At 55.4% G+C, this 892-nt stretch carries 1 protein-coding gene; it reads right to left on the bottom strand.

Features of this window, described 5'->3' with window-relative positions; translation table 11 throughout:
- On the bottom strand, window positions 1-870 hold an 870-nt coding region (locus tag ASF70_RS24500; protein WP_244473929.1), incomplete at its 3' end, for a GGDEF domain-containing protein.
- Window positions 871-892: the final 22 nt, after the last annotated feature.

Here is an 892-nt window from a genome sequence, read left to right as displayed (position 1 = left end):
CCGACGCAAGCGCATCAGAGCCTCTGCAGCCGCCACTCTGCCCGTCTGAACATTTCGGATCGGCTGATAGACGAGGGATACAAGCCGCTGGGCGACCGCTACCTTCAGGATCGCTGCTATGTCCTCCTCGTCATCCCGTGTCCTCGCATCACCAGGATCGAAGACCACCACCGCGTTCCGACCGCCTTTCTTCGCAGCGTAAAGGGCAAGATCCGCTTCGTGGACAACTCGGTCGAGGTGCTTGGTCTGGTTCCTAGCGAACGATAATCCGATGCTGACCGTAACGATCGAGGTTCCATCTCGTTGGTTCTCATGAGGTAAAGCCAGCGCACGTATGGCAGACTTGATCGCCTCTGCAAAAGCGATGGCGTCCTCAACGCTTTGCTGCTGCGCGATGATGATGAATTCCTCGCCGCCGTAACGTGCAATCCTAGCTCCGTGGGAATTGACAACCTCTTGAAGAAGATGGGACACAGCGACAAGGCACCGGTCACCCTCTTGATGACCATAGCGGTCGTTGTATCGTTTGAAGTAATCGACATCGAGCAGCAGCACGTAGAACATCGACCTATGGTCGAGCCAACGTCGCCAGTAATCACGCAGTCGCTCATCGACAGCCCGGCGGTTTTCCAGCCCAGTGAGCGAGTCAGTGTTGGACAAAAGGAGGAGAGCTTTACCCCTCTCCTCTGCCGCGTTGTGCTGGACACGGGCCTCGAGAGCGTTGAGGAACACGTTGTAACGCTCTCGGTTGAGTTTCAGGTTCACGTACGAAGTAAATATGAAGCACGAGATGCAGAAGGCTCCGAGGATCAGCTTATAAAGCGGCAACATGGGTGAATATAGGTAGAGCGTGCCCAGAAAGATGAGCATATTCGCTGCAGAGGCTGTGAGT

Source organism: Rhizobium sp. Leaf321 (genome assembly GCF_001423215.1).
GTDB lineage: Bacteria > Pseudomonadota > Alphaproteobacteria > Rhizobiales > Rhizobiaceae > Neorhizobium > Neorhizobium soli.
This window is presented reverse-complemented; position numbering and strand designations above follow the sequence as displayed.